This is a genomic window from Arthrobacter sp. C152, from assembly GCF_054890965.1.
Genome location: NZ_JBTZSU010000006.1, coordinates 39,451 through 65,422 on the forward strand (window position 1 = coordinate 39,451; position 25,972 = coordinate 65,422).

The 25,972-nt window shown below is 64.7% G+C and carries 33 protein-coding genes; 10 read left to right on the forward strand and 23 right to left on the reverse strand.

Annotated elements, in window-relative coordinates:
* Positions 1-25: 25 nt before the first annotated feature.
* The 6 genes from cpaB (at position 26) to ACYSM9_RS05950 (ending at position 5,875) form a co-directional block, all read left to right on the forward strand.
* The gene (cpaB, locus tag ACYSM9_RS05925) at positions 26-787 is read left to right on the forward strand and encodes a Flp pilus assembly protein CpaB (protein WP_461856080.1); all 762 of its coding nucleotides are present in this window, start codon (positions 26-28) and stop codon (positions 785-787) included.
* Positions 784-1,980, forward strand: coding sequence for an AAA family ATPase (locus tag ACYSM9_RS05930; RefSeq protein ID WP_461856081.1), 1,197 nt, complete (start codon positions 784-786; stop codon positions 1,978-1,980). The genes cpaB and ACYSM9_RS05930 overlap by 4 nt, the downstream gene beginning before the upstream one ends.
* Complete coding sequence (locus ACYSM9_RS05935) at positions 1,980-3,464, forward strand: CpaF family protein (protein WP_461856082.1); 1,485 nt, start codon at positions 1,980-1,982, stop codon at positions 3,462-3,464. Before ACYSM9_RS05930 ends, ACYSM9_RS05935 begins: the two co-directional genes overlap by 1 nt.
* 10 nt (positions 3,465-3,474) lie before the next feature.
* A complete protein-coding gene (locus ACYSM9_RS05940) occupies positions 3,475-4,407 on the forward strand; it encodes a type II secretion system F family protein (protein WP_461856083.1) in 933 nt (310 codons plus the stop codon).
* A gap of 7 nt (positions 4,408-4,414) precedes the next feature.
* Entirely contained in the window at positions 4,415-5,299 is an 885-nt protein-coding gene (locus ACYSM9_RS05945) for a type II secretion system F family protein (RefSeq protein WP_461856084.1), read from the forward strand.
* A gap of 222 nt (positions 5,300-5,521) precedes the next feature.
* On the forward strand, positions 5,522-5,875 hold the full coding sequence (locus ACYSM9_RS05950) for an Hpt domain-containing protein (protein ID WP_461856085.1): 354 nt from the start codon (positions 5,522-5,524) through the stop codon (positions 5,873-5,875).
* 7 nt (positions 5,876-5,882) lie between these two features.
* Here the strand turns inward: ACYSM9_RS05950 and ACYSM9_RS05955 are convergent, their stop codons facing one another.
* Complete coding sequence (locus tag ACYSM9_RS05955) at positions 5,883-6,668, reverse strand: response regulator transcription factor (protein ID WP_461856086.1); 786 nt, start codon at positions 6,666-6,668, stop codon at positions 5,883-5,885.
* A 250-nt stretch (positions 6,669-6,918) separates the two neighbouring features.
* Here ACYSM9_RS05955 and ACYSM9_RS05960 point away from each other — a divergent pair, with 250 nt between their 5' ends.
* Positions 6,919-8,586, forward strand: a complete 1,668-nt coding sequence (locus tag ACYSM9_RS05960; protein WP_461856087.1) for a sensor histidine kinase — start codon at positions 6,919-6,921, stop codon at positions 8,584-8,586.
* 67 nt (positions 8,587-8,653) lie between these two features.
* Here the strand turns inward: ACYSM9_RS05960 and ACYSM9_RS05965 are convergent, their stop codons facing one another.
* The 8 genes from ACYSM9_RS05965 to ACYSM9_RS06000 all read right to left on the reverse strand — a co-directional run bounded on the left by ACYSM9_RS05965 (position 8,654) and on the right by ACYSM9_RS06000 (position 13,969).
* Positions 8,654-9,547, reverse strand: a complete 894-nt coding sequence (locus ACYSM9_RS05965; RefSeq protein ID WP_461856088.1) for a tRNA pseudouridine synthase A — start codon at positions 9,545-9,547, stop codon at positions 8,654-8,656.
* A 32-nt stretch (positions 9,548-9,579) separates the two neighbouring features.
* Complete coding sequence (gene rplQ / locus ACYSM9_RS05970; protein ID WP_461856089.1) at positions 9,580-10,164, reverse strand: 50S ribosomal protein L17; 585 nt, start codon at positions 10,162-10,164, stop codon at positions 9,580-9,582.
* 68 nt (positions 10,165-10,232) lie between these two features.
* Positions 10,233-11,243: a DNA-directed RNA polymerase subunit alpha gene (locus ACYSM9_RS05975; protein WP_009358719.1), complete on the reverse strand. Its 1,011-nt coding sequence runs from the start codon at positions 11,241-11,243 to the stop codon at positions 10,233-10,235.
* A 130-nt stretch (positions 11,244-11,373) separates the two neighbouring features.
* Complete coding sequence (gene rpsK, locus ACYSM9_RS05980; protein ID WP_009358720.1) at positions 11,374-11,775, reverse strand: 30S ribosomal protein S11; 402 nt, start codon at positions 11,773-11,775, stop codon at positions 11,374-11,376.
* A gap of 54 nt (positions 11,776-11,829) precedes the next feature.
* Positions 11,830-12,204, reverse strand: a complete 375-nt coding sequence (gene rpsM, locus ACYSM9_RS05985; protein WP_003803743.1) for a 30S ribosomal protein S13 — start codon at positions 12,202-12,204, stop codon at positions 11,830-11,832.
* A 185-nt stretch (positions 12,205-12,389) separates the two neighbouring features.
* Complete coding sequence (rpmJ, locus tag ACYSM9_RS05990; RefSeq protein ID WP_009358722.1) at positions 12,390-12,503, reverse strand: 50S ribosomal protein L36; 114 nt, start codon at positions 12,501-12,503, stop codon at positions 12,390-12,392.
* Positions 12,504-12,573: 70 nt separating this feature from the next.
* A complete protein-coding gene (gene infA, locus ACYSM9_RS05995; protein ID WP_009358723.1) occupies positions 12,574-12,795 on the reverse strand; it encodes a translation initiation factor IF-1 in 222 nt (73 codons plus the stop codon).
* 169 nt (positions 12,796-12,964) lie between these two features.
* Positions 12,965-13,969, reverse strand: a complete 1,005-nt coding sequence (locus ACYSM9_RS06000; protein ID WP_461856090.1) for a P1 family peptidase — start codon at positions 13,967-13,969, stop codon at positions 12,965-12,967.
* Positions 13,970-14,185: 216 nt separating this feature from the next.
* Between ACYSM9_RS06000 and ACYSM9_RS06005 the strand changes: the two genes are divergently transcribed.
* Genes ACYSM9_RS06005 through ACYSM9_RS06015 form a run of 3 tightly spaced genes read left to right on the forward strand, consistent with a single transcriptional unit; the run spans position 14,186 to position 17,467 of the window.
* Positions 14,186-15,145, forward strand: a complete 960-nt coding sequence (locus ACYSM9_RS06005) for a carbohydrate ABC transporter permease (RefSeq protein WP_461856091.1) — start codon at positions 14,186-14,188, stop codon at positions 15,143-15,145.
* On the forward strand, positions 15,142-16,062 hold the full coding sequence (locus ACYSM9_RS06010) for a carbohydrate ABC transporter permease (RefSeq protein ID WP_461856092.1): 921 nt from the start codon (positions 15,142-15,144) through the stop codon (positions 16,060-16,062). The genes ACYSM9_RS06005 and ACYSM9_RS06010 overlap by 4 nt, the downstream gene beginning before the upstream one ends.
* 55 nt (positions 16,063-16,117) lie before the next feature.
* On the forward strand, positions 16,118-17,467 hold the full coding sequence (locus ACYSM9_RS06015) for an ABC transporter substrate-binding protein (protein WP_461856093.1): 1,350 nt from the start codon (positions 16,118-16,120) through the stop codon (positions 17,465-17,467).
* 64 nt (positions 17,468-17,531) lie between these two features.
* Here the strand turns inward: ACYSM9_RS06015 and map are convergent, their stop codons facing one another.
* The 14 genes from map to rpmC all read right to left on the reverse strand — a co-directional run bounded on the left by map (position 17,532) and on the right by rpmC (position 25,971).
* Positions 17,532-18,359 carry a type I methionyl aminopeptidase gene (gene map, locus ACYSM9_RS06020; protein ID WP_461856094.1) on the reverse strand — a complete coding sequence of 276 codons (828 nt, stop codon included), beginning with the start codon at positions 18,357-18,359 and terminating at the stop codon, positions 17,532-17,534.
* A gap of 73 nt (positions 18,360-18,432) precedes the next feature.
* Entirely contained in the window at positions 18,433-19,002 is a 570-nt protein-coding gene (locus tag ACYSM9_RS06025) for an adenylate kinase (protein ID WP_461856095.1), read from the reverse strand.
* Positions 19,003-19,007: 5 nt separating this feature from the next.
* The gene (secY, locus tag ACYSM9_RS06030; protein WP_461856096.1) at positions 19,008-20,318 is read right to left on the reverse strand and encodes a preprotein translocase subunit SecY; all 1,311 of its coding nucleotides are present in this window, start codon (positions 20,316-20,318) and stop codon (positions 19,008-19,010) included.
* Between the two features lie 211 nt (positions 20,319-20,529).
* A complete protein-coding gene (rplO, locus tag ACYSM9_RS06035; RefSeq protein ID WP_013601817.1) occupies positions 20,530-21,015 on the reverse strand; it encodes a 50S ribosomal protein L15 in 486 nt (161 codons plus the stop codon).
* A complete protein-coding gene (gene rpmD / locus ACYSM9_RS06040) occupies positions 21,016-21,222 on the reverse strand; it encodes a 50S ribosomal protein L30 (protein ID WP_009358731.1) in 207 nt (68 codons plus the stop codon).
* A 2-nt stretch (positions 21,223-21,224) separates the two neighbouring features.
* Positions 21,225-21,941, reverse strand: coding sequence for a 30S ribosomal protein S5 (gene rpsE, locus ACYSM9_RS06045; RefSeq protein ID WP_141942667.1), 717 nt, complete (start codon positions 21,939-21,941; stop codon positions 21,225-21,227).
* On the reverse strand, positions 21,938-22,321 hold the full coding sequence (gene rplR / locus ACYSM9_RS06050) for a 50S ribosomal protein L18 (protein ID WP_461856097.1): 384 nt from the start codon (positions 22,319-22,321) through the stop codon (positions 21,938-21,940). The genes rpsE and rplR overlap by 4 nt, the downstream gene beginning before the upstream one ends.
* Before the next feature lie 2 nt (positions 22,322-22,323).
* Positions 22,324-22,860: a 50S ribosomal protein L6 gene (gene rplF / locus ACYSM9_RS06055; protein ID WP_331324684.1), complete on the reverse strand. Its 537-nt coding sequence runs from the start codon at positions 22,858-22,860 to the stop codon at positions 22,324-22,326.
* Between the two features lie 18 nt (positions 22,861-22,878).
* Complete coding sequence (gene rpsH / locus ACYSM9_RS06060; RefSeq protein WP_018760448.1) at positions 22,879-23,277, reverse strand: 30S ribosomal protein S8; 399 nt, start codon at positions 23,275-23,277, stop codon at positions 22,879-22,881.
* Between the two features lie 79 nt (positions 23,278-23,356).
* Positions 23,357-23,938, reverse strand: a complete 582-nt coding sequence (gene rplE, locus ACYSM9_RS06065) for a 50S ribosomal protein L5 (protein WP_454482559.1) — start codon at positions 23,936-23,938, stop codon at positions 23,357-23,359.
* Positions 23,938-24,297, reverse strand: a complete 360-nt coding sequence (gene rplX, locus ACYSM9_RS06070) for a 50S ribosomal protein L24 (protein ID WP_454482561.1) — start codon at positions 24,295-24,297, stop codon at positions 23,938-23,940. The genes rplE and rplX overlap by 1 nt, the downstream gene beginning before the upstream one ends.
* 3 nt (positions 24,298-24,300) lie before the next feature.
* A complete protein-coding gene (rplN, locus tag ACYSM9_RS06075) occupies positions 24,301-24,669 on the reverse strand; it encodes a 50S ribosomal protein L14 (RefSeq protein ID WP_003803789.1) in 369 nt (122 codons plus the stop codon).
* Between the two features lie 670 nt (positions 24,670-25,339).
* A complete protein-coding gene (gene rpsQ / locus ACYSM9_RS06080) occupies positions 25,340-25,645 on the reverse strand; it encodes a 30S ribosomal protein S17 (protein ID WP_221386470.1) in 306 nt (101 codons plus the stop codon).
* Entirely contained in the window at positions 25,642-25,971 is a 330-nt protein-coding gene (rpmC, locus tag ACYSM9_RS06085; protein ID WP_018769136.1) for a 50S ribosomal protein L29, read from the reverse strand. Before rpmC ends, rpsQ begins: the two co-directional genes overlap by 4 nt.
* Position 25,972: the final 1 nt, after the last annotated feature.

A 25,972-nucleotide genomic window follows, 5' to 3' on the forward strand; every position in this document is an offset into this window, starting at 1 on the left:
AAGCAAGCAAACCCAGGAGCATTCAGTGAAGTCACGCATGTTGGCCGGTGTATCAGCAGTAGTGCTGGCCATCATCGGAGCGGTCCTCATCGTCACCTACGCCAATGGCGCCGACCAGCGCGCCATGAAGGACATGGACCCTACCGGCGTACTGGTGGTGACGAAGGCTGTGCCGGCTGGTGCTTCCGTCGATATCGTGAAGGCCTCGGTCACCGTACAGCAGGTGCCCGCCACTGCCGTTTCCAAAACTGCACTGAAAAACCTGAACGATTCTGCCGGGAAAGTAGCCGCCGTGGACCTCGTTCCCGGCGAGCAGCTCCTTTCCGAGCGGCTCGTCAACCCGGCAGATGCCAAGACCAGCGGCGCCGTCAAGGTGCCCACGGGCATGCAGGAAGTCACGTTCGAACTGGAGGCCAAGCGTGTGGTGGGCGGCCGGATCGAAGCCGGCGACCACATCGGCATCGGCTTCAGCTTCTCCGCCGGCGCTGATAAGGACAAGTCCAAGGCAGCCGAGCCCACCACCCAGCTCACGCTCCGCAAGGTCCTGGTCACCGCCGTCCAGCGGGCGCCCCAGCCATCAGCGAGCGCAAAGCCCACCGACGGCACCAACCCCCAGGACACCACGCTCCCCCAAGGCTCCTTCATGGTCACCGTGGCCGTGAACGACGTCGACGCCACCAAGATCATCTACTCCTCCAACAACGGTGACCTCTGGCTCACCAAGGAACCCCTGGACGCGCAGGACAACGGCGGCTTCATCGCCAGGAAGGACACGGTGTACAAGTGAGCCGCTTCGTCCTCCTCTCCCCCAACGCCGACTTCGACCAGAAGCTGCGCGCCGCCGTCGCCCACGGCCTGCGCGGCAACGTCCAGACCATCGCGAGTGACATCCTCCCCGCAGGCCCGGCCGAACTGTTCGCCCTCCTCAACCAGGAACAGCCCGAGGTCCTGATCATCGGCCCGGACGTCCCGCACGAGGAAGCATTGCGCTTCGCCAAAGTCTTCGACGTCCAACTCCCCGGCCTCAGCCTTGTCCTGGTCAGCGACGTGGACCCCGACTTCCTCCTGCACGCCATGCGCGCAGGTATCCGCGACATCCTCAGCCCCCACGCCGATGCGGCGGAGATAAGAGTCCTGCTGGAGCGCGCCTGCCAATCCTTCGCCACCCGCCACCGCAGCCCCGAGGCACACCAGGCGGAGGCAACCGGCAAGGGCCTGGTTGTCGGCGTCTTCTCCCCCAAGGGCGGCGTCGGCAAGACCACCCTGGCCACCAACATCGCCATCGGCCTGGGCCAGGTCGCGCCCATGAGCGTGGTCATTGTGGACCTGGACCTCCAGTTCGGCGATGTCGCCTCGGGCCTCTACCTCAACCCCGAGCACACCGTCACCGACGCCGTCACCCCCGCCGCCGCCCAGGACTCCCTGGTCCTCAAGGCCTTCCTCACCGTCCACCCGGCCGGCATCTACGCCCTCTGCGCCCCGCCCAACCCCGTGGACGCGGACCACATCACCCCGGACCAGATCAGCCACCTGCTCGACCAGCTGGCCCAGGAATTCCAGTACGTGGTCATCGACACCGCCCCCGGCATGCCGGAAATCGGGCTCGCCGCCATGGAAAAGTGCACGGACGTGGTTTGGGTCAGCGCCATGGACGTCCCCAGCCTCCGCGGCCTGCGCTCCGGCCTTGAAGTCCTCCGCCAGCTGGACATCATGCCTGAATCCCGCCACGTGGTCCTCAACATGGCAGACGCCAAGGCCGGCCTGAACGTCCGGGACGTCGAATCAACCATCGGCGCACCCGTGGACGTCAGCGTCCCCCGGTCCCGCGCCGTGGCACTGTCCACCAACCGCGGCATTCCCGTCCTCCAGGAATCCAAGAAAGACCCCGCCGTCAAAAGCCTCCGCCAGCTGGTGGAGCGCTTCAACCCCGCCTGGCGTGCCCAGGCCCAGCGGAAGCTTCACCGAAGGGTGGTCATCTGATGAAACTCTCCGACCGCATCACCGCGGCCCAGTCCCGCACCCAGTCCGGGGGGCCGGCAACAGCGCTGCTCGAACCGCCGCTGCCCGCGCCGTCGCCCTCGCCTGCGGACAGTGCCGGCCGGCACCTTCCGGAACGTCCCGCCGTCGTTCTTCCAACGTACGACGACGGCGCCCCGCAGGTGCCCACCGCGCCAAAGGTGGACGTCTTCGCAGCCATGAAGGACAGGGCGGCCACCGCCCTGTTCGAAAAGATGGGCACGCGGTTCAACGACGCGGCCGTCACAGAACAGGAACTGCGGAGCACCGCCAAGAAGGAACTCACCCGCATCATTGAGGCCGAGCAGGTGCCGCTGACCCCCGAGGAACGCACCCGCCTGGTCCGCGACGTGGCCGACGACGTCCTGGGCTACGGCCCCCTCCAGCGCCTCCTGGACGATCCCGCCGTCACCGAAATCATGGTCAACCGCATGGACCAGATCTACGTGGAGCGCAAAGGAAAGCTGACCCTCACCGAGTCGCGGTTCAGCTCCGAGGAACACCTGCGCAAGGTCATCGAACGGATCGTGTCCAAGGTGGGCCGCCGCATCGACGAGTCCTCCCCGCTGGTGGACGCCCGCCTCGAGGACGGCTCCCGCGTCAATGCCGTCATCCCGCCCTTGGCCGTCGGCGGCTCGTCGCTGACCATCCGTAAATTCAGCAAGACCCCCCTGACGGTCCGCAACCTCATCGACTTCGGCACCCTCACCCCGGAGATGGCCGAACTTCTCAACGCCTGCGTTAAGGCGAAGCTCAACATCATCGTCTCCGGGGGTACGGGTACCGGCAAGACCACGTTGCTGAACGTCCTGTCCTCGTTCCTTCCCCACGACGAACGGATCGTCACCATCGAGGACGCGGTGGAACTGCAGATCCAGCAGGAACACGTGGTCCGGCTCGAAAGCCGGCCGCCCAACACCGAAGGCAAGGGCGAGGTGACCATCCGCGAGCTCCTCCGCAACTCCCTCCGCATGCGTCCTGACCGGATCGTGGTGGGCGAGGTCCGCGGCGGTGAATCGCTGGACATGCTGCAGGCCATGAACACCGGCCACGATGGTTCCCTCTCCACCGTGCACTCCAACTCGCCCCGTGACGCCGTGGCGCGCCTGGAGACCCTGGTGCTGATGGCCGGCATGGACCTGCCGCTGCGCGCCATCCGCGAGCAGATCGCCTCCGCCGTGAACCTCATCGTCCAGATTTCCCGGCTCCGCGACGGCTCCCGCCGCATCACCCACGTCACCGAGGTCCAGGGCATGGAGGGCGACATCGTCACGCTCCAGGACGCCTTCGTCTTCGACTACTCCGCCGGCGTGGACGCCCAGGGCAAGTTCCTGGGCAGGCCCGTCGCCACCGGCATCCGTCCCCGGTTCATCGACCGGTTCGAGGACCTCGGTATCCACGTGTCCCCCGGCGTCTTCGCCGGGCCGCTGTCCCCGGGCGCGAAGTAGGAAGGCTGCCATGATCATCGCCATCGGATGCGTCATCCTCCTCGCAGCCGTCTGCCTCCTCGGCGTGGCCGTGCTCCTGCCAAGCGCACCCTCCGTGCCGCTGGACCGCCGTCGTCCGTTCGAACCCGAGCCGCCGTCCTCCCTGTCCCGGCTGGCGCTCTCCGGCGTCAAGTCTTTCGAACGCCTCCTCGCCGGCCGGAACGTCAAACTGTTCACCCGGGCCGAACTGGAAAACGCCGGCCTGCGCCTCAGCCAGGCCGAGTTCTTCCTGCTGGTGGGCATCGGCTCCTGTGTCGGCATGCTCGTCGGCCTGGTGACCGTAGGCCCCCTGGTCGGCCTGCTCCTTGCCCTGCTGGCACCGTTAGTGGGCAAAGTCGTCCTCGGTTTCCTCGCCGGCAAGCGCCGCGCCGCGTTCGACGGCCAGCTGGGGGACACACTGCAGCTGCTGTCCGGCGGCCTGCGGGCCGGCCACAGCATCCTGCGCGCCATCGACGCCGCCGCCACCGAATCCCAGAAACCCACCTCGGAGGAGATGCGGCGGGTGATCACCGAAACCAGCCTGGGCCGCGACCTGCTCGCCGCCCTCAACGACACCGCGGACCGGATGAAGAACGAGGACTTCGTGTGGATCTCGCAGGCCATCCAGATCAACCGCGAGGTGGGCGGCAACCTGGCCGAGGTGCTGGACCAGGTGAACGAGACCATCCGCGAGCGCGCCGAAATCAAGGGCCACATCAAGGCCCTGGCCGCGGAGGGCAAATTCTCCGCCTACATCCTGATCGCGATGCCGTTCGGCATCGTTGCCATGCTCCTGGCTGTCAGCCCCAGTTACATGAACGCGATGTTCACCCATCCCCTGGGGTGGGTGATGATCGGTGCCTCGTTCGTGCTCATGACCATCGGCGCGCTGTGGATGCGCAAGATCATCGACCTGAAATTCTGAGGACCCCGTGAACCTGACTGTTCTCCTCTCCGTCCTGCTGGTCTGTGTCCCCCTGGCTGCGCTGGCCTGGTCCGTCCTCACGGTGGACAAGCAGGGCCGGCTGGCCGCGACCGAGCTCCTGTCCCGGGGCGCCCCGCCCGTTGCCGCCGCCGCTGCTTCCAAGCCAGGTGTGCTCGAAGGGATCGGCAGGCGGCTTACTCCCCCGGCGTATGTGGCATTCCTGGACCGGCTGCTCTCCCTCGCCGGCAGGCCGGCCTCCATGCCGCTGGGCAAGGTGCTGGGGTCCAAGCTTGGTCTCGGCGTGGCGGGCGCGGCCGTTGGCCTCTATCTGACCTCCATCGGCAGCTCACCCATCATGAAACTGGCCGGCCTCTTCGTCCTGGTCCTGGGCTACTTCATCCCCGACCTGCTCCTCTACAGCAAAGGCCAGGAGCGGCAGAAAGCGATGCAACTGGAACTGGCCAACACCCTGGACCAGATGCTGATCTCCGTGGAAGCCGGCCTGGGCTTCGAAGGCGCCATGGCCCGCGCCGGCGAAAACGGCAAGGGCCCGCTCGCGGAAGAACTCGTCCGCACCCTGCAGGACATGCAGGTGGGGCGCAGCCGCCGCGAGTCCTACATTGCCCTGGCAGAGCGGACCAACATCCCGGAGCTGCGCAGCTTCGTGCAGGCCGTGGTGCAGGCCGATACCTACGGGATTGCCATCAGCCGGGTGCTGCGTGTCCAGGCCAAAGTGATGCGGGTGAAGAGACGGCAGCGGGCTGAGGAAAAGGCCATGAAGCTGCCGGTCATGATCCTGTTTCCGCTGTTGTTCTTCATCTTCCCGGTCCTCTTTATCGCAATTCTCGGACCGGCCGTCATCAACGCCGTGGTGACCTTCAGCGGGCATTAGGGTACCTCAGGGCAGCAGCAAAGTTGCCTCAAGGTTTACACAGAACATACGAAATAGGACGCCGAATCAATTTCCAGGAAGTAGCCTTGAACAATGCACAGTCCCGATCCCGAACCCAGCGGAGAAAGCCCCACAGCGGACTTTCCGCTGCCCGGGGTCGTCGCGCATCCATCCTCCGTTACGGCCGCCACGGCGGCCCCCTCACTGGAAGCGGCCGCTCTCTTGCCTTTGATTGACTCCGCCGTACTGGAGGAACTCGAGGATGAGCTGGCCGGCTCCGGACTGGCCCAGCGGTTCGCCCGCGACTACGCCGCCATGTGGAACCAGCGCCTCTCCCGCCTGGGAGCCGCAGTGGACAGCCAGGACGAGGACTCGGCCCTCGACGCGGTCATCAGCCTTAAGATCAGCTCCGCCATGGTGGGCGGCATCCGCCTTGCCAGGCTGGCCGAACTCCTCGAGGCCCTGATCCGCAAAGGTGACTTTGTCCAGGGCCAGGCGCTGATGGTCGGCGTGGCCCAGGACGGCGCCCGGACGGTGTCCGAGCTGCAGTCCACCTACATCCTGGAAAACGGCTGACGCGCAGCTAAGCGTCGTCGGGCCGCCGGGGCGCCAGCCGGTACCCCACCCCGCGGACCGTCTGCAGCCAGCGCGGCGAGAGTTGGTCCTCCTTGAGCTTGCGCCGCAGGTTTCCCACATGGACCTCGACGGCGCGCTCGTCCGCCTCGCTGATGTACGTGTCCTCGTCATAGAAATCGCCCCGCACCGCCCGCACCAGGTCGGCCCTGGTGCATACCGCACCGCCGCCCTTCAGCAGCAGGTGGAGCAGATCGAATTCGCTGCGGGTCAGGCCCAGCGGCTCACCTTTGATTTCCACCGTGCGTGTGCGGTGGTTCAGGAGGAGCCCGTTGTGCTGCAGGACGCCCGGCTCGGCCTGCCGGGGGGCAGGGGCCGGGGCCTGTCCCCATTGCGAGGTGACGGGCCGCTGGCCGGCCACCTCGTGCCTGGGCCTGCGCATCATCGCCGCCACCCGGGCCCGCAGCTCCCGCGGGCGGAAAGGCTTGGCGATGTAGTCATCGGCCCCGGCGTTCAGCGCCGACAGCAGGTCCGGCTCGTCGGTCCTGCCGGTCAACATCACCACGTACGCGTTGCTGAAATTGCGGATCCGCCGCAGCACCTCGAAACCGTCAATATCCGGCAGGCCGATATCCAGCGTCACAACACTGGCCTGCTTGCTGCGGACCACTTCAACCCCGGCCCGCCCGTCAACTGCCGTATGGACCTCGAAGCCGGCCTGCGTGAGTACACCCTCCAGGAGGTTACGCACGTCGTCGTCGTCTTCGATGACCACAGCTACACCAAGATCGTCCATTGCTATCCCTGCGCCAGGCGGGAATGGCCCCCCATTGGCCCAGCGCCAATGCCATACCCGCTCCAACCATTTATACGCTACTAGTAAGCCCAACTGATCACATCTAAAAAGTCCCATAAATTGAAAAGTCAATTAGTATGACAAGACATGTGCATTATCCGCCCAGGTGGGTAAGTGCCAAAGTAGCGGAGCTATTCGCAGGTATTTGGGGGACGCTGCATTCCATACGTAGGGGGTACACGTCATCGTCATGGCTGAGCCGTTGTTCCGTCGTGGCCCGGGCCGCATGTTCCGCCGGCTGGGGCCGCGCGCACAGGTGGCGCTGTGCCAGCTGCCACTGACCCTCATCGTGGCCATACTCGCAGTCGCGACACCCTCGGCATGGCCCTCGCTGACCCACAGCCCGTTGTTCCTTGCCGGCATCATCCTCAACCTCATCCTGGTGCTGGGATGCGTCATCATCCCGTGGGAGCGCCTGCCCCACCGCCCGTACCTGCTGATTCCCGTGCTGGACTTCCTGGCGATCGGACTGCTGCGCAACGGTGCGGCTCCGCTTCTTCCGGGCCTGGCGGTCCTGGTGGTCTTTCCGGTGATCTGGCTTTCCGCCTCGGGGATGCTGGCGCGCAGCAGCCTGGTGCTCAGCTTTGCGGGCCCGTTCCTGATCATGCTCCCGACGGCGGCGGCCCACTTTCCCGACGTAACAGCGTCGGACCTGACCACCGTCGTTCTCTTCCCGCTCATGATGCTGGCCGTGTCGCTGGCTATCCGGTTCGCGAGCGTGAACCTCCGCCTGCAGCAACGCGAACTGGCGGACAAGGACCGGGAACTGCGGGAGCTGCTGGCAGCGAGCCGGGAACGTGAAAAGCTGCTGGAAACGGTGCTTGACGCCACCGACGTCGGGATTGCCGCCGTCGACCGTTCGGGGCACTTCCTGGTCTCCAACAGCAGGCAGCGCAATTTCAGGCGCGCCACGGGCGCCGACGACGCCGTTCCCGGCCAGGGCCACCAGCTCATCTTCGGCCAGGACCGCCACACGCTGCTTCCCCCGGACCGCCGGCCCATCAGCCGCGCCATGGCCGGGGAATCCTTCGCCGACTACCTCGTGTGGGCCGGGTTGGGCCCGGAGCAGCGCGCCCTCTCCACCGCGGCGCGTCCGCTCGTCAGCGAGGACGGGCATCTGACCGGAGCGGTGGTGGTGTACACCGATGTCACCGGCTGGGTGGAGTCGCTGGCCGCGAACCAGGACCTGATCTCCAACGTCTCCCACGAATTCAAGAGCCCGTTGAATTCGATCATCGGCAATGTGGACCTGGTTCTCGAGGATCCCGCACCGCTGCCGCCGCAGGCCAGCCGGCGCCTGCTGGTGGTCCAGCGCAACGCCGAACGGCTGCTGTCCCTGGTCGCGGACCTGGCCGCCTCCGCCTCGACGGCACTGAACGTGCACCCCAAGAGGACGGACCTGGCCAGCCTGGTGGAGACGACCATGGGTTCGGCGCAGGCGTGGGCGAAACGGTCCCAAGTGGAGATTTCCGCCGATGTGCCCTCGCCCCTGTGGGCCTACGCCGACCCGCTGCGGATTGGCCAGGTGCTGGACAACCTGGTGTCCAACGCCATTAAGTACTCTCCCGACGGCGGGAAGGTCAGCATCAGCGCCCGGGCGGACAGGCAGTGGGTCCGGTTGAGCGTCCGGGACACCGGGATGGGCATGTCACGGGAGGACGCAGCCCGCGTCTTCAACCGGTTCTTCCGGTCCGAAGCGGCGCAGCAGGCCGCGATCCCCGGCGCGGGGCTCGGGCTTTCCATCACCCAGATGATCGTGGAGCGGCACGGCGGCACCATCAGCTGCGAAAGCGGCGAAGGCCAGGGCAGCACGTTCACTGTCACGCTGCCGGCCGAAGGTCCCCCGCCCGCATTCTGACCATCCATTGCTCCGTAGAAGCCGTTTTGGAGCCTCAAAACGGCATCTACGGAGCAGTGGATGGGGGCTAGTGTTCGCGGACGGCGCGGGTCTGCTCGGCCCGGGCCAGGAGTTCGCCGTCTGACGGGTAGGCCACCTCCTCCAGCACCAGCGGATGCGGAGCGGCGAGGACCGACTTGGCGTCCCGCTTTTGCAGCAGCAGCCGCTCGTGCAGCCAGCCCGGCGGCACAGCACCCTCCCCCACATACAGGGCGGAGCCGATCAGCGCCCGGACCATGTTGTGGCAGAACGCGTCCGCCTGCACGGTAGCCACGATGGCGCCGTCCTCGGCACGGGCAAACTCGAAACGCTGGAGGTCCCGGATGGTGGTGGAACCCTCGCGCGGCTTGCAGAAGGACAGGAAGTTCTGCAGCCCCAGCAGACGGGAAGCACCTTCGTTCAGCAGCGCAACATCCAGCGCGTTCTTGTGCCACAGCGTGAAGGAGCGTTCCAGCGGATCCCACAACGAAGGCCCGTCGGCGATCCGGTAGCTGTAGCGGCGCCACAGGGCCGAGAACCGTGCGTCGAAACCGTGCGTCGCCGGTGAGGCGGCGTGGACCTCCACTGCTCCGTGCAGGTCGCCCAGCACCCGGCTGAGTGCGCCGCGGATCCGGCGCAGCATGGCGACGGCGGGATCCACCTCATGCCCCCGCGCCAGTCCCAGCCACTCGGCCTCGGCGAGGTCCAGGTGCACCACCTGGCCGCGGGCGTGGACGCCCGCGTCTGTCCGCCCGGCAACGGTCACGCGGACCGGACGGCGGATCAGGAGTTCCAGGGCTTCTTCCAGGACGCCCTGGACGGTGCGCAGTCCCGGCTGGACCGCCCACCCGCTGAACGGGCCGCCGTCGTACGAAAGATCAAGCCGGATACGCAAAAACCCGCCGCCCCCTGGAACGGGGGCCGCGGGTTTTTGGTGGTTCACAGACCTAAGTCTATGCGAAGCCGGTCAGCGAATTACTTCGCGTCCTTCTCCTCGGCGGCGGGAGCCTCAGCGGCTTCCTCGGCTGCCGGAGCCTCTTCGGTTGCGGCTTCCTCAGCGGCCGGAGCCTCTTCGGCAGCAGCTTCTTCAGCGGCGGCGGCTTCTTCAGCAACCGGGGCTTCCTCGGCGGCCGGGGCAGCCTTGTCTGCATCGCGCTTGGCAGCCGCGGTAGCCTCGGCTACGACGGCCTGCTTGGCGGAAACCGGCTCGAGGACCAGTTCGATGACAGCCATGGGAGCGTTGTCGCCCTTGCGGTTGCCGATCTTGGTGATGCGGGTGTAGCCGCCGTCGCGGTTCTCCACTGCCTGTGCAATGTCGGTGAACAGCTCGTGGACGATGCCCTTGTTGCTGATCAGGCCGAGCACGCGGCGGCGGGAAGCGAGGTCGCCGCGCTTGGCGAAGGTGACCAGGCGCTCTGCGTACGGCTTCAGGCGCTTGGCCTTGGTGACCGTGGTGGTGATCCGCTTGTGCTCGAACAGGGATGCTGCCAGGTTCGCGAGCATGAGGCGCTCGTGAGCCGGGCCGCCGCCGAGGCGCGGACCCTTAGTGGGGGTAGGCATAATTGTTTCTCCTCATGTGGAAGCCGTGGGCCGCACACCATGGTGCTGCCCGCCGGCCAAGGTCTGGTTTAGAGTTCGTCGTCGCCGAACGCGGCGTCGTCCTCTTCGATTGCTGCGGCGCGTGCTGCGAGGTCAAAACCGGGAGGCGAGTCCTTGAGGGACAGGCCCAGTTCAACCAGCTTTGCCTTGACCTCGTCAATGGACTTGGCACCGAAGTTGCGGATGTCCATCAGGTCGGCCTCGGAGCGGGCAACGAGTTCACCCACGGTGTGGATGCCCTCACGCTTGAGGCAGTTGTAGGAACGGACGGTGAGGTCCAGATCCTCGATCGGCAGTGCCATGTCGGCTGCCAGGGCAGCGTCGGTGGGCGACGGGCCGATCTCGATACCTTCAGCTGCGGTGTTCAGCTCACGGGCCAGACCGAACAGTTCCACCAGGGTGGTGCCTGCGGAAGCCACGGCATCGCGCGGGGCGATGGCCTGCTTGGTCTCGACGTCGACAATCAGCTTGTCGAAGTCGGTGCGCTGCTCAACGCGGGTTGCTTCCACGCGGAAAGTAACCTTCAGCACCGGCGAGTAGATGGAGTCGACCGGGATACGGCCGATCTCTGCGTCACCGGACTTGTTCTGAGCTGCCGAAACGTAGCCGCGGCCGCGCTCGATGGTCAGTTCGAGTTCGAACTTGCCCTTCGAGTTCAGCGTGGCGATGTGCAGATCCGGGTTGTGGAATTCGACGCCGGCCGGCGGAGCGATGTCCGCGGCGGTGACGACTCCGGGGCCCTGCTTGCGCAGGTAAGCCACGACGGGCTCGTCGTGCTCGGAGGAAACCGACAGGTTCTTGATGTTCAGGATGATCTCGGTGACATCTTCCTTGACACCCGGAACCGTGGTGAACTCGTGCAGCACGCCATCGATCCGGATGCTGGTTACTGCAGCACCGGGGATGGACGAGAGCAGGGTACGGCGGAGGGAGTTTCCGAGGGTGTAGCCGAAGCCCGGTTCCAGCGGTTCGATGACGAAACGCGAGCGGTTTTCGGAGACTACCTCTTCGGAGAGGGTGGGGCGCTGTGCAATGAGCACTTAGGTTTCCTTTCGGCGAGCATCCGCTATATGACGCAACACAGGTGGTGGAAATTCGGTCTGAAGACTTAACGCGCTGGGCTTGCCCGGGCCATTGCTGGTCCGGGCAAGCTCCTGCTGCGGAAAAGAATTAGACGCGGCGGCGCTTCGGCGGGCGGCAGCCGTTGTGTGCTGCGGGGGTGACGTCCTGGATGGAGCCAACCTCGAGGCCGGCGGCCTGCAGCGAACGGATGGCGGTCTCGCGACCCGAGCCCGGCCCCTTGACGAAAACGTCTACCTTGCGCATGCCGTGCTCCTGCGCACGCTTGGCAGCGGCTTCGGCAGCCATCTGGGCAGCGAACGGGGTGGACTTACGCGAGCCCTTGAAGCCAACCTCACCTGAGGAAGCCCAGGAGATAACAGCACCGGTCGGGTCCGTGATGGAAACGATGGTGTTGTTAAAGGTGCTCTTGATGTGCGCCTGGCCAAGCGCGATATTCTTCTTGTCCTTCTTACGCGGCTTGCGAACCGCGCCACGAGTCTTCGGGGGCATTTTTTCTCCTACAGAAAGTTATTGGGGAAAGCTCCGTTAATCCCGGCCGGGATTTTAACGGGCCTTCTTCTTGCCGGCGACGGTACGCTTCGGGCCCTTGCGGGTACGTGCGTTGGTCTTCGTACGCTGACCGCGTACGGGCAGGCCCTTGCGGTGGCGCAGGCCTTCGTAGCTGCCGATTTCAACCTTGCGGCGGATATCTGCTGCTACTTCGCGGCGAAGGTCACCCTCAACCTTGTAGTTGCCTTCAATGTAGTCACGCAGCTCAACCAGCTGGGCGTCAGTCAGGTCCTTGACGCGAACGTCAGCGCTGATGCCCGTGGCAGCCAGGGTTTCGTGTGCACGGGTCTTGCCCACGCCGTAGATGTAAGTAAGCGCAATTTCCAGCCGCTTTTCGCGGGGAATGTCTACGCCAGCGAGACGAGCCATAGTGGCAGTACTCCTTGATAAACCGGAGGTCGTAGGCAGTACACCCGCACGTTCCGTACGGCCCCAGCCTCCGACCGGGGGTTAGCTGTCCGGACTCTTTGATGCTCAATGTTCCAGATCAGCTTGTGCTGCCTTTATTTACTTGCGTGGGTTAGCAACCCAGGGTTTTCCTTCAGGGAAGGAAATTAGCCCTGGCGCTGCTTGTGGCGCGGGTTCTCGCAGATCACCATGACCCGGCCGTTACGGCGGATCACTTTGCACTTTTCGCAGATCTGCTTGACGCTCGGCTTGACCTTCATGGCATTCCTTTGCGTGTAACAGTTGGTCAGCTGGAGCAGCGGCCAGCTTGCGCTGCAGCCGCCCAGCAATTTACTTGTAGCGGTAGACGATACGACCACGGGTGAGGTCGTACGGGCTCAGCTCCACCACTACGCGGTCCTCGGGGAGGATCCTGATGTAGTGCTGACGCATCTTTCCAGAGATGTGTGCCAGGACGATGTGCTTGTTGGTGAGCTCAACGCGAAACATCGCATTAGGCAGCGCCTCGGTCACAACGCCTTCGATCTCAATGACCCCGTCCTTCTTGGCCATACCCTCCGCTAACTGTTGTTGCCGCAGCCCCGCCGGATTGCACCGGAAATGGCCACGAACGTTTTTGTTGGATCGATTGCCGTCTCCAGGCCCAAAAGAGGGCGCGGCAGTCCAGACAACCAACAAACAACACTACGCCATTTGGCGGCGAAAGTTAAATCCAGCCATGCTAGCGCATCTGCCCGCCATACGCACCATATTCGCCCGCGGCGGTGGTGACGGCCCGGGCGCTGGCCACCCCGTCAAGGATGGCAAGGCGTACGACGTCGGCTGCCGCGCTTTGGAGCGTCACGAGGCTGACCTGCCGCGCCAGGTCATCCGAACGGTCCAGTGCCACGGCACCGGTTGCCAGGCAAAACACGGTGTCCCCATCGGCGAGGGTGTGGCTCGGGTTCAAGGCGCGGGCAATCCCGGCGTGGGACGCCGCGGCGGTCCGCTTGCACTCGGCCACGTCCAGGACGGCATTGGTGGCGACAACGACAAGGGTGGTGTTAAAGGGGGCGCCGTGGCTGGCTGCCGGCCCACCAGCCGAAGCCCTCGGCGTGCTCGCTCGTTCCTCGCTTAGACGCACGCTGCCGGGCTCCGCCAGCTGGGCCGTCGTGCCAAACGGGAGCCCGAGTGCGTTGACTATGGCGAGTGCTCCGACGACGACCCCGTTATCCAGCGTGAGGGAGGCCGCGCCTACTCCCCCTTTATATTGCCCCCTGCCGACGAGCGCCCCGGTGCCGGCACCGACGTTGCCGCGTTCGACGCCGTGCCCTTCCCCCTGCGCTGCGGCGGCGGAAATTGCCGCGTAGCCCATGTCCGGCGTCGGGCGTGCCGAAAAGTCGCCGCCCCTGCCCAGGTCGAAGATCGCGGCGGCCGGGACGATTGGCACTACGCCGCCGGGCACCGCGAAGCCCCGGCCCTGCTCCTCGCACCACCGCTGTGCCCCCGCCGCGGAAACGAGCCCGTAAGCGCTGCCCCCGGTAAGCACCACGGCGTCCACGGTACTGACCAGTGTCGTGGGGTCGAGCGCATCCGTCTCGTGCGTTGCCGGTCCGCCGCCCTGGACGTCCACCGAACCCACCGTCCCCGGCGGCGGAAGGACCGCCGTCACGCCCGTCAGCCAGCCGTCGCCGTCCCTGTGAACATGGCCCACCCGGATACCCGGGACATCGGTGATCGCTCCCATCCCCCTATTCTCCCCCTTCGCCGCGTGCCCCTGCCGTCTGCGCAAACTTTATGCAAGACTGCATGCAACACAGCGTTAACGGGCGACGAAGCCTTGGATAACAGTCTCCTGACAAGGGGATATGCGGGTTTCAGCCCTCTGACGGTCTGGTGTAGTAGTCCCTGGATCCGACCTCCGGCCAGCCACAAGCAGGCCGCCCAACCCGGAGAGACACGCATGACCCGTCAACTCGCCCAGCCCCCATCCACCCGGCCCAACAGGCCGCCAGGACGGACGGCGGCTGTTCCAAGGCGGCGGTGGACGGCACGGAGCCGACGGGACTTCTTCGTCTTCCTGGCCATGGCACTGCCCAACCTGGTGCTGATCGCCGTCTTCACCTACCGCCCGCTCTTCAGCAACATCTACTACTCAACGCTCGACTGGACCCTCGGCTCCCCCACCGCCACCGTGGTGGGCATCGCCAACTACGCCACCTTCTTCAGCAGCAACGACGCCCCGAAGGTGCTGGGCACCACAGCCATGTTCACCCTGGTCACGGTGGGCGGGTCCATGCTGCTGGGCCTGCTGATCGCGCTCGCCCTCAACGCAAAGGTCCGTGGAACCACCTTCGCGCGCTCCGCCGTGTTCGCCCCCTACGTGCTGTCCGGAGTCGGCGTCGGCCTGGTGTGGCTGTTCATCTTCGACCCCGGGTACGGCGTCCTTGCCTGGCTGCTGCGCGGCATCGGGCAGCAAAGCCCGCAGTGGATCAACGACCCCCAGCTGTCGCTGGTGATGGTGATCATCGTCTACGTCTGGAAGAACCTTGGCTACTGCGCCGTGGTGTACCTGGCCGGGCTGCAGTCCCTCCCGCAGGACGTCATGGAAGCGGCCGCCCTGGACGGGGCCAACGGGTTCCGGCGGTTCCTCAGCATCTCGCTGCCGCTGCTGTCCCCCACCACGTTCTTCCTCCTGATCACCACGATGCTCAGCTCGCTGCAGGCCTTTGACCTGATCCGGATCATGACCCCGCTGGGCACCGGCACCAGCACGCTGATCTACGAGGCCTATCTCCAGGCCTTCGGCGCCTACAACCGGGCCGGCTATTCCGCCGCCATCTCCGTGGTGCTCTTCGCCATCCTCCTGGTCATCACCGTGCTGCAGCTGCGGTTCGTGGAACGAAAGGTGCACTACTCATGACCAGCCTGTCCCCGGTCAGCCCCGACCCCGCGGCGCCCGTTCTCGACGCCCCGGAGCCGGGCCTGCACCGCGACCGCCCGTTCTCGCGCCGCAACCTCATCCAGACGGTCGTGGGCGGCTACCTGCCCCTGGCCGTTGCCACGCTGGTGGTGTTCCTGCCCCTGCTGTGGATGGTGCTGAGCTCCTTCAAGCAGGCGGGCGAAATCGTCACCACGGACCTGAAAATCCTGCCGGAGGGCCTCAACCTGGAGAATTACCGGACCGCCATGACAACGGTGCCGTTCGGGCAGTTCTTCCTGAACAGCACCATCGTCACCCTGGTAGGGGCCACCATCAAGGTACTGCTCGCGATCCTCACCGCGTATGCCCTGGTCTTCGTCCGTTTCCCGTTCCGGAACGTCATCTTCCTCCTGATCCTGGTGGCCCTGATGGTTCCGCCGCAGGTATCCATCCTGCCGAACTTCATCCTGATTGCCGGGATCGGCGGAAAGAACACCTTGTGGGGCATCATCCTTCCCGGCCTGGGCACCGCCTTCGGCACGTTCCTGCTGCGCCAGCATTTCCGGACACTGCCCACCTCGATCCTGGAGTCCGCCGAAGTGGATGGGGCCGGGCATTGGCGGCGGCTGTGGCAGATTGTGGTTCCGGTCTCCGTCCCATCCATCGCCACCGTGGCGCTGGTGACCATCGTGACTGAATGGAACGACTACATCTGGCCGTTGATCATCACCGACCGGCCCGAGACCATGACCCTGCCGGTCGGCCTGACCCTGCTGCAGAACAACGAGGGCAACGCTGCCGGCTGGGGCATCCTCATGGCCGGGGCGGTCCTGGTCATCGTCCCGATCCTCATCATTTTCGCCGCCCTGCAGCGCTACATCGTGGCAGGACTCACCCAAGGCAGCGTGACCGGCTAAGCCGCCGGCCGCCGTCGTACTTTCCATTCCAAGGCAACAACCGAAAGGAACTCTCATGGCACTTCATCTGGACCGGCGGCACTTCCTGGGCCTGGCAGGGGCCACCGCCTCCGCAGCAGCCCTCGCCGCCTGCGGCGGCCCGTCAACCACCGGCGGCGGGCAGTCCACGTCCCAGGCGACAGACATCGACTTCAGCGGCGTGAAACCCGCAGCCAAGATCGACTTCTGGTCCAGCCACCCCGGCCAGTCCCAGGAGGTGGAGAAGAGCCTGATCGAGAAGTTCCAGGCCAAGAACCCGGGCATCACCGTCAACCTGGTAACTGCCGGGGCCAACTACGAGGAGATCGCCCAGAAGTTCCAGACGGCGCAGGCGGCCAAGTCCGGCCTCCCCGGCGTTGTTGTCCTCTCCGACGTGTGGTGGTTCCGTTACTACACCAACGGCAGCATCATTCCCGTCGACGGCCTGACAAAGCAGCTGGACACGAAGATGGACGACTTCCAGCAGTCACTGGTCAACGACTACAAGTACGACGGCAAGCAGTGGGCGCTGCCCTATGGCCGGTCCACGCCGCTGTTCTACTACAACAAGGACCACTTCGCCGCGGCAGGGCTGCCGGACCGCGCTCCCAAGACCTGGGACGAATTCGCTGCGTGGGCGCCCAAGCTCAAGGCGGCCTCCGGCGCACAGTACGCCTACATCTACCCCGCGCTTGCCGGATACGCTGGCTGGACGCTGCAGAACATGCTGTGGGGCTGGGGCGGCGGCTGGTCCAAGGACTGGGACATCACCTGCGACTCCGCCGAATCCGTCGCGGCACTGCAGTGGGCGCAGGACTCCATCTATAAGAATGGCTGGGCCGGCGTGTCGTCCAAGGAAGCAGCGGACGACTTCTCGGCCGGCCTGACCTCTACCACCATCTCGTCCACCGGCTCCCTGCTGGGAATCCTGAAGTCCGCCAAGTTCAATGTGGGAGTCGGGTTCCTGCCGGGCGGCCCGAAGGCGGCCACCAACGTCTGCCCCACCGGCGGCGCAGGGCTCGGCATTCCCAGCGGCATCACCAAGGAGGAGCAGATGGCCGCCGGGATGTTCCTGGACTTCGTCACGCAGCCCGAGAGCACCGCAGAGTTCTCTGCCGCCACAGGCTACATGCCCACCCGCAAGTCGGCGGACATGACGGCGGTGCTGGCCAAGACGCCCCAGATCAAGACTGCCATGGACCAGCTCGCGGTCACCAAGGTCCAGGACAACGCCCGCGTGTTCCTTCCCGGGGCCGACCAGGAAATGGCCAAGGCGGCCGCCAAGATCCTCACCCAGCAGGGCGACGTCAAGTCCACCATGACGGACCTGAAGAGCACCCTGCAGGGCATCTACGACCGGGACGTGAAGCCGAAGCTGAAGGCATAGTGCCTCCGGTGGTTGAGCCTGTCGAAACCCCGAGGTGGATTTCGGCAGGCTCAATCACCAAGGACTAGGGAATCGGCACAGGGGTGACGCCGAGCGGCACAAGGTGCTCCGCTCCGCCGTCGGGCGCTGACAGCACCCAGATGCCTTTCTCGTGGACCGCTACGGAGTGCTCCCACTGGCAGGAGCGCTTGCCGTCCGTGGTCACCACGGTCCAGTCATCCTCGAGGACGGCGGTGTCGATGCCGCCGCGGACCAGCATGGGCTCGATGGCCAGGCAGAGGCCCGGCTTGATCTTCGGTCCCCGGTGGTTGGTGCGGTAGTTCAGCACGTCCGGTGCCATGTGCATCTCGGAGCCGATGCCGTGTCCGACATAGTCCTCCAGGATGCCCAGCGGCTTCCCGGGAACCGAGGAGACGTAGTCGTCGATGGCGGCGCCGATGTCACCAACGTGGCTGCCCTTGGCCAGCGCAGCGATCCCGCGCCACATGGCAGCCTGGGTGACGTCGGAGAGCCGCTGGTCCTCTGGGTCCGCCGTTCCCACGATCACGGTGCGGGCGGAGTCGGAGTGCCAGCCGTTGACGATGGCCCCGCCGTCGATGGAAATGATGTCGCCGTCCTGCAGCACGCGGCTGCCGGGGATGCCGTGGACCACCTCCTCGTTGACGGAGGTGCAGATGGTGGCCGGGAAACCGTGGTAGCCGAGGAAGTTGGACTTGGCCCCGGCCTCGTTCAGGACTGCGGCGAAGACGTCGTCCAGGTGTTTGGTGGTGACCCCCGGCACCGCGGCTGCGACGGCGGCGTCCAGCGCGCGGCTCAGGACCAGGCCGGCCTCGTGCATGGTGCGCATCTGGGCATTGTTCTTGAATTCGATCCGGGGCTGGCCGAAGGCCATGGTGTTGTCCTTTCACATAGCTGAGGCTCCTCCCGGGTGCCGGGAGGAGCCTCGCTGGATTGGGGTGCCTTGGTCAGGCTGCCTGTGCCGCCTTGATGGCCTGCATCACGCGGTTGGTGACCTCGTCGATGGGACCGATCCCGTCGACCTGGGTGAGGATGCCACGCTCGGCGTACTTTGCCACCACGGCTTCGGTCTGCTCGTGGTAGAGGTCCAGACGGTGGCGGATGACGGCTTCGTTGTCGTCGCTCCGGCCGGTCTCCTTCGCACGGCCGAGGAGCCGGTGCACCAGTTCCTCATCGTCGGCAGTCAACTGCAGGACGACGTCGAGCTTCTCGTCGCCGTTGGCGAGGATCTCGTCGAGGTAGTCCACCTGCGCGGTAGTGCGCGGGTAGCCGTCCAGCAGGAAACCATTTTCGACGTCGGACTCGTTCAGGCGGTCGCGGACCATCTTGTTGGTCACGCTGTCCGGAACAAAGTCGCCGTTGTCCATGTACTTCTTGGCCTCAATGCCGAGCGGGGTTTCGCCCTTCACGTTGGCCCGGAAGATGTCGCCGGTGGAGATGGCCACAACGCCGAGGCGTTCTGAGATCCGCTCCGCCTGCGTTCCTTTTCCGGAACCGGGAGGTCCAATAATCAGCATTCTCGTCATCGCAAAAGCCCTTCGTAGTGACGTTGTTGTAGCTGCGCATCGATTTGTTTGACGGTTTCCAGGCCAACGCCCACCATGATCAGGATCGAGGTGCCACCGAACGGGAAGTTCTGGTTTGCGTTGATCAGCACGAGCGCCACCAGTGGAATCAGCGCCACGAAGCCCAGGTACAGGGCGCCGGGGAGCGTGATCCGGGAGAGCACGTACTGCAGGTAGTCCGCGGTCGGCCGGCCGGCGCGGATACCTGGGATGAAGCCGCCATACTTCTTCATGTTGTCGGAGACTTCTTCAGGGTTGAAGGTAATCGCGACGTAGAAGTAGGTGAAGAACACGATCAGGACGAAGTAAACCGCCATGTAGATCGGGTGGTCGCCGCGGGTCAGGTTGTTGTTGATCCATTCAACCCACGGCTGGAGCTGCTCGCCACTCTTGGGCTGGTTGAACTGCGCGATCAGCCCGGGAATGTAGAGCATGGAGGAAGCGAAGATCACCGGAATGACGCCGGCCATGTTCACCTTGATGGGAATGTAGGTGCTGGTGCCGCCGACGGTCCGCCGGCCAATCATGCGCTTGGCGTACTGGACGGGGATGCGGCGCTGCGACTGTTCAACGAAGACAACCAGCGCCACGGTCAGCAGGCCCACCACGAGGACGAGGAAGAACGTTCCCGGCCCCTGTGAAGTCCAGATCGCACCCAGCGACGTGGGGAACTGCGCCGCGATGGACGTGAAGATGAGCAGCGACATGCCGTTGCCCACGCCCTTCTCGGTGACGAGCTCGCCCATCCACATGATCAGGCCGGTACCGGCCGTGAGGGTGATGATGATCAGGATGGTGGTGATGATGCTGGAATCCGGGATCACCGGCAGCTGGCAGCCGGGCAGCAGCTGGCCGGAGCGGGCCAGGGACACCAGGGTGGTGGCGTTGAGCAGGCCGAGCGCGATGGTGAGGTAGCGGGTGTACTGGGTCAGCTTCGACTGTCCCGACGCGCCCTCTTCGTACAGCTGCTGGAACCGGGGAATGACCACCCGCAGGAGCTGGACGATGATGCTGGCCGTGATGTAGGGCATGATGCCCAGGGCGAAGATGGACACCTGGAGCAACGCGCCGCCGCTGAAGAGGTTAACGAGCTGGTAGAGCCCGCCGGCGGTCTGACCGTTCTGCAAGCATTGCTGGACATTCTGGTAGTTCACACCTGGCGAGGGAATGAAAGCACCCAAGCGGAAGATGGTGATGATTCCCAGCGTGAACAACAACTTGCGTCGCAGATCAGGCGTGCGAAAGGCCCGGCCAAATGCGCTAAGCAAGCGTCCTCCTGTGGTGTCAATAAAGAGTTGGGGTGAGGGGATTCGATAGATCCCGACAACCGAGTCTAACGGTTGGATGCGCCATGCGAACAATCCGCGGGCGGGATCCTGCGCCCGGTGGCGGGAAATAATCGCCCGGCGGATGCGAAAAACTCCCGGTATCCGGGGCCGAAGCCCGCGGATACCGGGAGTTTTACAGCTGGCGCCGTCCTTAGAGGGCGGTGGTGCTTCCGCCTGCTGCGGCGATCTTTTCTGCGGCGCTGGCCGAGAATGCGTGGGCGGTGACGTCAACCTTGACGGTGATGTCGCCGGTGCCCAGCACCTTGACGGGCTGGTTCTTGCGAACTGCACCCTTTTCGACCAGGTTCTCCACGGTGACTGCGCCACCTTCCGGGAACAGCTCGTTGAGCTTGTCCAGGTTTACCACCTGGAACTCAACCCGGAACGGGTTCTTGAAGCCACGCAGCTTCGGCAGGCGCATGTGCAGCGGCAGCTGGCCGCCGGCAAAGCCAGCCTTGACCTGGTAGCGGGCTGCCGTACCCTTGGTACCGCGACCGGCGGTCTTACCCTTGGATGCCTCACCACGACCAACACGGGTCTTGGCGGTCTTGGCACCCGGAGCGGGACGCAGGTGGTGAACCTTCAGGGCGTTCTGCTTCTCAGCAGCCTGAGCCTTATCAGCAGTGTTCTCTGCCATTTACTTCGCCTCCTCTACCTTTACCAGGTGCGGAACCGTGTTGAGCATTCCAACGGTCACGGCGTCGGCGGTGCGGACAACGGTGTGTCCGATCCGCTTCAGGCCGAGTGACCGCAGGGTGTCGCGCTGGTTCTGCTTGCCGCCAATGGCGGACTTGATCTGAGTGATCTCCAACTGAGCGTCGGAGGGGACCAGGTTCTTAGCCATGACTAAACACCTGCCTTCGGGGCCAGGAGGGCCTTCACCAGTGCCTGGGGAGCAACCTCGTCCAGCGGCAGGCCGCGGCGTGCTGCCACGGATGCCGGCTCTTCGAGGCGCTTCAGGGCGTCAACGGTCGCGTGAACGATGTTGATGGCGTTGGAGGAACCCAGCGACTTGGAGAGGATGTCGTGGATGCCCACGCACTCCAGTACTGCACGGACCGGACCGCCGGCGATAACACCGGTACCGGCGGAAGCCGGACGCAGCATGACGACGCCTGCAGCGGCCTCGCCCTGGACGCGGTGCGGGATGGTGTTGCCAACGCGGGGAACGCGGAAGAAGGACTTCTTGGCCTCTTCAACGCCCTTGGCGATAGCAGCGGGAACTTCCTTGGCCTTGCCGTAGCCGACGCCGACCATGCCGTTACCGTCACCAACGACGACCAGTGCGGTGAAGCTGAAGCGACGACCACCCTTGACGACCTTGGAAACGCGGTTGATGGTGACAACGCGCTCTACGAACTGGTTCTTTTCGGCTTCACGGCCACCGTCGCGGCCGCCACGGCCACCGCGGTCGCCGCGGCCCTGGCCGCGGTCGCCACGCTCGCCGCGACGGGCGCCACCACGGCGGTCCTCGGCAGCGGGGGCAGTGGTCTCAGCAGCTGCGGCCTCGGGAGCCTTCTGATCTGCAGACACAGTGTCCTTTTCCTTGTTTGCTTCGGTCACAGTGACAGCCCACCTTCGCGTGCGCCGTCGGCGACGGCTGCGATGCGGCCGTGGTACTTGTTGCCACCACGGTCGAAGACGACAGCCTCGATGCCGGCAGCCTTGGCCCGTTCGGCGACGAGCTCGCCAACGCGCTTGGCCTTGGCGGTCTTGTCACCGTCGAATGCACGGAGGTCGGCTTCCAGAGTGGACGCGCTTGCTACGGTCTGGCCAATGCTGTCGTCGACAACCTGGACAAATACGTGGCGTGCGGAGCGGTTGACCACCAAGCGGGGGCGGGCAGCCGTACCGGCAATGCGCTTGCGGATACGAAGCTGGCGGCGGCTGCGGGCAGCTGCCTTGCTCTTGTTCGTACGCTTCTTGTTAATGGCGATGGCCATGGTTACTTACCAGCCTTTCCGACCTTGCGGCGGATGACTTCGCCGGCGTAACGGATGCCCTTGCCCTTGTAGGGGTCAGGCTTGCGCAGCTTGCGAATGTTTGCAGCAACTTCGCCGACCTGCTGCTTGTTGATGCCTGAGACAGAGAGCTTGGTCGGACCCTCTACTGCAAAGGTGATCCCGGCAGGAGCCGAAACGTTGACCGGGTGGCTGTAGCCGAGGGCGAACTCCAGGTCGGAGCCCTTGGCCTGAACGCGGTAACCGGTACCAACGATTTCAAGCTTCTTCTCGTAGCCTGCGGTGACGCCCTGGATCATGTTGGCGATCAGGGTGCGGGTCAGGCCGTGCAGCGAACGGGAGGCGCGCTCGTCGTTCGGGCGGGTTACGGTCAGGGTGTTCTCCTCGAGGGCAACCTCGATCGGGCTGGCCACAGTGTGGGTCAGCTCTCCCTTGGAACCCTTGACGCTGACGACAGAGCCGTCAACCTTGACCTCAACGCCGGCAGGAACGGTGATGGGGAGACGTCCAATACGTGACATTATTCTCTTCCTTTCCCGTTACCAGACGTACGCGAGGACTTCGCCGCCCACGCCCTTCTTGCCGGCCTGCTTGTCAGTCAGGAGGCCGGAAGAGGTGGACAGGATTGCGATACCCAGGCCACCGAGCACGTGCGGCAGGTTGGTGGACTTCGCGTAAACGCGGAGACCCGGCTTGGAAATGCGGCGAACACCAGCGATGGAACGCTCGCGGTTCGGACCGAACTTCAGCTCGAGGGTCAGCTTCTTGCCAACCTCCGCGTCTTCTTCCTTCCAGCCGGCGATGAAACCTTCGGCCTTGAGGATGTCGGCAACGCGTGCCTTGAGCTTGCTGTAAGGCATAGTCACGGAGTCGTGGTATGCCGAGTTTGCGTTACGCAGGCGCGTAAGCATGTCTGCGACAGGATCTGTCATTGTCATGGTGGGCTCTTGCCCTTCCTCGTAACGGTTTCCGCCGTTGCCCACGGGGAGCGAAGCGGCCGGACCTTTTACGTAGTAATTAAGCTTCGGTCTTGAACGGGAAACCAAGCGCCTTGAGCAGCGCGCGGCCTTCGTCGTCGGTCTTGGCGGTGGTCACGACCGTGATGTCCATACCGCGGACGCGGTCGATCTTGTCCTGGTCGATTTCGTGGAACATAACCTGTTCGGTCAGACCGAAGGTGTAGTTGCCGTTGCCATCGAACTGCTTGCCGCTCAGGCCGCGGAAGTCGCGGATACGGGGCAGTGCCAGGGTGACCAGGCGGTCGACGAATTCCCACATGCGGTCGCCACGCAGGGTTGCGTGCGCACCGATGGGCATGCCTTCGCGCAGCTTGAACTGTGCGATCGACTTGCGGGCCTTGGTAACCTGCGGCTTCTGGCCGGTGATCTGGGTGAGGTCGCGGACAGCGCCGTCGATCAGCTTGGAGTCCTTGGCGGCGTCTCCAACACCCATGTTCACAACAACCTTCACCAGGCGGGGTACCTGGTTCACGTTCTCGTACTTGAATTCATCCTGCAGCGCAGCCTTGATGGACTCGGCGTACTTGGTCTTCAGACGAGGAACGATCTTCGTTGCCGGGGTCTCAATGGTCTCAGTCATTAGATGTCCTTCCCGGTGCTCTTGGACACGCGGATACGGACGGTCTTCTTGACGCCGTTCTTCTCCACAGTGTCGAGGCGGAAGCCCACACGGGTCGGCTTCTTGGTCGACGGGTCAACCAGGGCCACATTGGAAACGTGGATCGGGGCCTCTACGACCTCGATGCCACCGGTCTTGGTGCCGCGCTGCGACTGTCCAACCCGGGTGTGCTTGGTGACGCGGTTGATGCCTTCAACCAGCACGCGGTTGGTGTCGGGGAACACGCGCAGAACCTTGCCCTGCTTGCCGCGGTCGCCGCCGCGCTCAGCCTTGGCGCCAGTGATGACCTGAACCAGGTCACCCTTCTTGATCTTAGCCATGGACTAGAGCACCTCCGGAGCCAGAGAAACGATCTTCATGAACTTCTTGTCACGCAGTTCACGACCAACCGGTCCGAAGATACGGGTACCGCGGGGGTCACCGTCGTTCTTCAGGATCACAGCTGCGTTCTCGTCAAACTTGATGTAGGAACCATCCGCACGGCGGCGTTCCTTCTTGGTACGGACGATGACAGCCTTGACGACATCGCCCTTCTTTACGTTGCCGCCCGGGATTGCATCCTTGACGGTGGCGACAATGACGTCACCGATGCCTGCGTAGCGACGGCCGGATCCACCGAGAACGCGAATGGTAAGGATTTCCTTAGCACCCGTGTTGTCGGCGACCTTCAGTCGCGACTCCTGCTGAATCACTATTTACTCCTTGCGTCGCGCCGGTTCTCAGGCCGTGGTCTTGCTACGGAATGAGCCTTGCGGAACGGTTGATCGGGGTGTCTCTTGACCTGCCTGGATTTTGCCAGACCAGGCCTAAACGCCCGTGCCAGAAGCAGTTGCCCCCATCCGGTCCGGGACGGATCCCAGGCGCAAGGAAGCACTATGCTGTGGCACGCTTGTTTACGAGGTTGATGACGGCGCGCAAAAGGCGCCATACAAACTCAATATCCTAGCACGTCTTCCGCTGGCCCCCATATCACCGCCCTCCCCCGCTCCGCAAGGCGTACGACGGCGTCAAGCGCGGCAGCCTTTCGCCCCACCCCGGGTGCCGCTCCCCCGGCAGGCCTGGGCCCGCCGTCGAACGCCCGCTCACCTTTGGCACGTCCCAGCGAAACCCCCGCTCACTCCTTTGAAGACAGTGAGCGGGCGTCCCGGGAAAAGCCGTCAAACATGAGCGGGCGTCAGGGCGGGGCGGACGACGGCGCCACGCGGGGCAGCCTTTCGGCCCACCAAAGGTGCCGCTCCCCCGCGAAACCGCGGAATGCCGTCGTCGAACCCGGGGAAAGCCTGCCCAGGGTGACGGGGCGTGTTAAACGAGGAAGCCCCCGCTCCCGGAAGGGAGCAGGGGCCACAAGCGAAGCAGCAGGTGCTACTTGGCCTTCTCGAGGATTTCCACGAGCCGCCAGTTCTTGGTGGCGGACAGCGGACGGGTCTCGGCGATGACAACGAGGTCGCCGATGCCGGCGGTGTTCTCTTCGTCGTGTGCCTTGACCTTGGAGGTGCGGCGGATGACCTTGCCGTACAGTGCGTGCTTCACGCGGTCTTCAACCTCGACAACGATGGTCTTTTCCATCTTGTCGGAGACCACGTAGCCGCGACGGGTCTTGCGGTAACCGCGCTGCCCAGCCTTGGCTTCGGTAGCAGATTCGGTCACGTTCTGGTCCTTTTCACTCACTTGGCGTCCTCCTCGGTCTCAGCCTTTTCAGCCTTGTCGGCCTTCTTGGTTGAAGCCTTCTTGGACTTCTTCTCTTCCTTGGCTTCCACAACCGGTGCGGCAACCTCGGCACGAATGCCCAGCTCGCGTTCGCGGAGAACGGTGTAGATGCGGGCGATGTCCTTCTTTACCGCGCGCAGGCGACCGTGGTTCTCCAACTGGCCGGTGGCGGACTGGAAACGCAGGTTGAACAGCTCTTCCTTGGCCTTGCGGAGTTCTTCAACGAGACGCTCGTTGTCGAAACCGTCCAGCTGTGCGGGAGCCAGATCCTTGGATCCTACTGCCATT